Annotated in this window: 5 protein-coding genes; 3 read left to right on the top strand and 2 right to left on the bottom strand. The window is 63.5% G+C overall.

From position 1 onward, the window contains the following. The coding region (locus tag HCZ87_RS19645) for a phosphoenolpyruvate carboxykinase (ATP) (RefSeq protein WP_167646643.1) at window positions 1-877 on the top strand (877 nt) is incomplete at its 5' end. A 295-nt stretch (window positions 878-1172) separates the two neighbouring features. Here HCZ87_RS19645 and HCZ87_RS19640 read toward each other — a convergent pair. Both HCZ87_RS19640 and HCZ87_RS19635 read right to left on the bottom strand, forming a co-directional pair. Beyond that, entirely contained in the window at window positions 1173-1844 is a 672-nt protein-coding gene (locus HCZ87_RS19640; protein ID WP_167646641.1) for a MarC family protein, read from the bottom strand. 267 nt (window positions 1845-2111) lie between these two features. After that, on the bottom strand, window positions 2112-3812 hold the full coding sequence (locus HCZ87_RS19635) for an acyl-CoA dehydrogenase family protein (RefSeq protein WP_167646639.1): 1701 nt from the start codon (window positions 3810-3812) through the stop codon (window positions 2112-2114). A 146-nt stretch (window positions 3813-3958) separates the two neighbouring features. Between HCZ87_RS19635 and HCZ87_RS19630 the strand changes: the two genes are divergently transcribed. Both HCZ87_RS19630 and HCZ87_RS19625 read left to right on the top strand, forming a co-directional pair. Further along, entirely contained in the window at window positions 3959-4726 is a 768-nt protein-coding gene (locus tag HCZ87_RS19630) for a sulfite exporter TauE/SafE family protein (RefSeq protein WP_167646637.1), read from the top strand. Between the two features lie 4 nt (window positions 4727-4730). After that, a partial coding sequence (locus HCZ87_RS19625; RefSeq protein ID WP_167646635.1) for a cation diffusion facilitator family transporter occupies window positions 4731-5467 on the top strand: 737 nt, incomplete at its 3' end.

Raw genomic sequence — 5467 nt, 5'->3', positions numbered from 1 at the left:
CGGCAAGACCACGCTTTCGGCCGACCCGGACCGCGTGCTGATCGGGGATGACGAACATGGCTGGGCCTCCAACGGCACCTTCAACTTCGAAGGCGGCTGCTATGCCAAGACCATCAGCCTCAACCCCGAGGCGGAGCCAGAGATCTACGCCACCACCGAGAAATTCGGCACCGTGATCGAAAACATGGTCTTTGACCCCGAGACCTTTGATCTCGATTTCGAAGACGACAGCCTGACCGCCAATATGCGCTGCGCCTACCCGCTGCATTATATCTCCAACGCGTCCAGCTCGGCGCGTGGCGGCCACCCCAAGAACATCATCATGCTGACCTGTGATGCCTTCGGCGTGCTGCCTCCGATTGCCCGGCTGACCCCGGCGCAGGCGATGTATCACTTCCTCTCCGGTTTCACCTCCAAGGTGGCCGGCACCGAGCGCGGCGTGACCGAGCCGGAGCCGACCTTCTCCACCTGCTTTGGTGCGCCCTTCATGCCGCGCCGCCCCGAGGTCTATGGCAACCTTCTGCGCGAAAAAATCGCCGCCCATGGCGCCACCTGCTGGCTGGTCAACACCGGCTGGACCGGCGGCGCCTATGGCACCGGCTCGCGCATGCCCATCAAAGCCACCCGCGCGCTCTTGACCGCCGCGCTTGATGGTTCGCTGGCCAATAGCGAGTTCCGCAAGGATCCGAACTTTGGCTTTGACGTGCCGACCGCCGCGCCCGGCGTTGCCGACGTGCTCCTGGATCCGCGCCGCACCTGGGGCGACCCCGAAGGCTATGATGCGCAAGCCCAAAAACTGGTGCAGATGTTCTCGGACAACTTTGAACAATACGTCCCCTATATCGACGAAGACGTCAAAGCCGCCGCGATCTGCTGATTGCCCCCGGACGTCCAGACTTGAGAAAAGCCCTCGCATCCGCGGGGGCTTTTTGTTGTCGATGACACAAGCCGGGCGGGGCGGCGTTCAGGACAGCCTGATCACAACGAACCAGCTCCCGAAGGCCCCTGCGAAAGCTGGGCGATGACTGTCGGCGGTGCGAAACAATCGCTATGGTTCGAACGAGGCAGGCACAGCGCCGCTTGCGAGCAAAGCTGTTCGATAGGCGATTGCGCCGGAGCGACCATCATTGAAAGGGTCGATTGCCGGTCGCGCAAAGTTTGGGTTGGGCTCTTTACCCACCTGCACGGCTGGTCAGCGGATTCTCGACAAGAGGCGGCGCGATATCGAGGATGCCGAGCATGTTCATGCCTCCGAGGATTGAGTCGACCGCGATGGTCGCGAGTACAATCCCCATCACCCGACTGATAACGCTGGCGCCGGTGCTTCCGATAATCCGATGGATCAACCCCGCCATCAGCAGCAGCATCAGCGTCACAAGCAAGACCAATACCAGCAAACCCGCCGTGATCGCCTGTTCGGCGAGCGTTTCTGTGTGGTTGTCGGTCAGGATCACGATAGCCAGCATCGCCCCGGGAGAGGCGATCGACGGCATGGCAAGCGGAAAGACAGCGCCCGCAAGATGGTCGCGCTCCGCCGCCTCGATTTCATGAACGGGTTTGGACTCCCCAAAGATCATCGTCATCGCAAAGAGGAACAGCACCACGCCACCTGCGATCTGAAACGACCCCAGCCGAAGACCGAGTGTCTCCAGCAAGAACTGACCCCCGACGAGGAAGAGCAGCAACACCAAAGCCGCAATCCCAACGGCGCGCAGCGCAAAACGGCGGTGCAGCGCTGCGGGTACGCCATGGACCGCGAAGAGGAATACCGGGATCGTGCCCACGGGGTCTATGACGACAAATAGTGTTACGAACTCTCTTGTGAGGGAGGTCCAGTCGATCATGATCAATCCCTTCAGGCGTCGATGCTTTTTGAACATATGGGATAGATCGCGCAGCAAGCACAAGTGGCACGCGCCGACTTCTCAGCCGTCACTCAAAGCGGCCCTTTCGCCATCAAAGAGCACCGCTCGCTTTGCGCGCCACGCGGTCGTTGCGCGAATGCGACCCGGGGTCTCAACAGCCCCATGTCACGCAAGAACAGCCCCCGCCCTGAGAAGAGGGCGGGGGCTGTTCGATCTCTCGGCCGACCGAAACTCCTCAGGCCGATATTACGCCAACAGCCGCCGCGCGATCACCTGCGCCTGGATCTCTGCCGCGCCCTCAAAGATATTGAGGATCCGCGCATCGCACAGCACGCGGGAAATCTTGTATTCCAGCGCAAACCCGTTGCCGCCATGGATCTGCAACCCGTTGTCCGCCGCCGCCCAGGCCACCCGCGCGCCCAGCAGCTTTGCCATCCCGGCCTCCAGATCGCAGCGCTGGCCGTGGTCTTTCTCCCAGGCGGCAAAATAGGTGAGCTGCCGCGCCACCATGACCTCCACCGCCATCATCGCCAGCTTGGACGACACCCGGGGAAACCGGATCAGCGCCTTGCCGAACTGCTTGCGGTCCTGCGCATATTGCAGCGCGATATCCAGCGCGCATTGCGCCACGCCAATGGCCCGCGCGGCGGTCTGGATGCGGGCGCTCTCGAAGGTCTCCATCAGCTGTTTGAAGCCCTTGCCCTCTTCGCCGCCCAGGAGGTTCTCGCCCTTGACCTTGAAGCCGTCAAAGCCCAGCTCGTATTCCTTCATGCCGCGATAGCCCAGCACTTCGATCTCGCCGCCGGTCATGCCCTCGGTCGGAAAGGGGTTTTCGTCGCTGCCCGGCGTTTTCTCGGCCAGGAACATCGACAGGCCACGGTGGTCGCTGGTCTCTGGGTTGGTGCGCGCCAGCAGCGTCATCACATGGGTGCGCGCCGCATGGGTGATCCAGGTCTTGTTGCCGGTGATCTCGTAATCGCCCTCGGCAGTCTTCACCGCGCGGGTGCGCAAGCTGCCGAGATCAGAGCCGGTGTTCGGCTCGGTAAACACCGCCGTCGGCAGGATCTCGGCGCTGGCGATCTTGGGCAGCCACTGCGCCTTTTGCGCCTCGGTGCCGCCCGCAAGGATCAGCTCGGCGGCGATCTCGGACCGGGTGCCCAGGCTGCCAACCCCGATATAGCCGCGCGAGAGTTCCTCAGACACCACGCACATCGAGGCTTTCGACAGGCCAAAGCCGCCAAATTCCTCCGGGATGGTCAGGCCAAAGACGCCCATCTCGGCCAGCTCCGCGATCACCTCCAGCGGGATCAGCTCGTCATTCAGGTGCCAGTCATGGGCGAAGGGCTCGACCTTTTCCAACGCATAGCGGCGGAACTGGTCGCGGATCATCTCCAGCTCTTCCTCAAGGCCGGAAGCCCCGAACATGGTGCTGCCCGCCTGCTGCTCCATGAGTTCGACCAGCCGCACCCGCGCCGCCTGGGTATTGCCAACCTGGGTCAGCTGCTGAATTGCGGGCGTCTCCAGCGCTTGCATCTCCGCCGCGCCCAGCCCGAGATCTTGCAGACGCAGCATCTCGCCCTGGTTCATCTGGATGCCGCCACGGATCTGGTTCAGATATTCGCCAAAGGCGATCTGATGGATCAGCGCTTCCATCTCGCCGAACTTGCCCTCGCCCGAGAGCGCCTCGGCCCAGCGCTGCATCTGCCGCAGCGCATAGACATAGGTCGCCAACCACGAGAGCCCGTGGGTAGCGTATTGATTTTCCTCAACCAATGCGCCGGAAACCCGCCCCTCCGCATCGGCAACCAGGCCCCGCAGATGCGCCGTTGCAGTGGCCAGGAGCTGATCCAAAGGTGCCAGAACCTCGGCGGTCAGGCTCAGCAGTTCCGGCAGGAGCGGCGCGCGATCTGCGATCGCGTCACGGTTGGGCATTCCGTCATGTGGCATGAATCACATCCTCCTTGGGCTCGCTTGGTGATAGCCACTTCGCAGGTGCAGCGCAACATTAAATCCATTTCTATCAGATCAGCGAACAATAATTGCTCTTTCGTTTTCGCAGTGCAGCCCCGGCTGAATATGCTAATCCCCTCCCCATGACTGATCTTGTTCCCTTCCTGGCGCCCGCGGGATTCGTTCTGGCCTGCGCAATCACCCTCGTTGGCGGCACCATCAAAGGCATGGTGGGCTTTGCCATGCCGATGATCATGGTCTCCGGGCTCAGCTCGATCATGGCGCCGGACCTGGCGCTGGCGGGGCTGATCCTGCCCACCGTGGTCACCAACGGGTTTCAGGCCCTGCGGCAGGGCCCGGCTGCCGCCTGGAGCTCGATGAAGCGCTTTCGGGCCTTTCTGCTGGCGGGTGGGCTGTTGCTGCTGCTCAGCGCGCAGCTGGTGCGGCTGCTGCCCAGCTCGGTGATGCTGATGATCATCGGCGCGCCGATCACCCTCTTTGCGCTGACCCAACTGCTGGGCAAACAGCTGGTGCTGCATAAACCCTCCCACCGGATGGAGATCGGCCTCGGGGCCTTTGCCGGTTTCATCGGCGGGTTTTCGGGCATCTGGGGGCCGCCCACGGTGGCCTATCTGACCGCGCTCAACACCGAGAAACGCGAACAGATGCGCATCCAGGGCGTGATCTATGGTCTTGGCGCGGTGGTGTTGTTGCTGGCCCATGTCGGCTCCGGCGTGATGCGCGCCGAAACGCTGCCGTTTTCGCTCCTGATGATCCTTCCGGCGCTTCTGGGCATGTGGATCGGCGGTCGTTTGCAGGACAAGATCGACCAGAAGGGGTTTCGCCGCGCCACCCTCTTCGTGCTGCTGCTTGCGGGGCTGAACCTGATGCGCCGCGCGCTGGTGGGCTGAGTCGATGCCCCTTGGTCTCAGCACCCGCCTGACCGCGCAGCAGATCGCCAGCGGCACCATTGTCGTCTCGGTGCTGGTGATGGCGCTGAAACTCGGCGCCTGGCGCCTGAGCGGCTCGGTCGCGCTGTTTTCCGACGCGATGGAGAGCCTGGTCAATGTCTCCGCTGCGGTGCTGGCCTGGTTCGCGGTGCGCTATGCCCAGCGACCGGCCGACGACGGCCACCCCTTTGGCCACCACAAGGCGGAGTATTTCTCGGCCGTGGTCGAAGGCATCATGATCATCCTCGCCGCCGTGCTGATCGTGGATCAGGCGATCTCGGCGATGGTCAACCGCGCGGACGCAGAGCTGACCCCGCTGGCGCTTGCGGTCAATGCCGTGGCGCTGGTCATCAACGGGATCTGGGCACAGGTGCTGCTGCGGGCGGGCGCAAGGCTGAGCTCGCCCGCCTTCGCCGCCGGTGGCCGCCACCTGATGAGCGACGTCTGGACCTCCGCCGGGGTCATGGTCGGCCTGCTGCTGGTGCTTCTGACTGGATGGAGCCTCCTGGACCCGGTGCTGGCGTTGCTGGTGGCCGTGAATATCCTGCGCGAGGGGCTGCATGTGGTTTCCGAGTCCGTGGACGGGCTGATGGACAAGGCCGCCACGCCCGAGGAGCAGGAGAAGATCCACGCCGTGATCCTCGGCAGCGGCGGCGGCGCCTTGCAGATCCACGACATCAGGACCCGCCGCGCCGGCAAGGC

Origin of the sequence: Phaeobacter sp. HF9A (genome assembly GCF_011806385.1) — a bacterium.
Classification (GTDB): Bacteria; Pseudomonadota; Alphaproteobacteria; order Rhodobacterales; family Rhodobacteraceae; genus Epibacterium.
This window is presented reverse-complemented; position numbering and strand designations above follow the sequence as displayed.

What these genes read in the sequence shown, in the direction of transcription:
- HCZ87_RS19640 (WP_167646641.1), bottom strand. Translation starts at nt 1,844, where the DNA reads ATGATCGACTGGACCTCCCTCACAAGAGAGTTCGTAACACTATTTGTC.
- HCZ87_RS19635 (WP_167646639.1), bottom strand. Translation starts at nt 3,812, where the DNA reads ATGCCACATGACGGAATGCCCAACCGTGACGCGATCGCAGATCGCGCG.
- HCZ87_RS19630 (WP_167646637.1), top strand. Translation starts at nt 3,959, where the DNA reads ATGACTGATCTTGTTCCCTTCCTGGCGCCCGCGGGATTCGTTCTGGCC.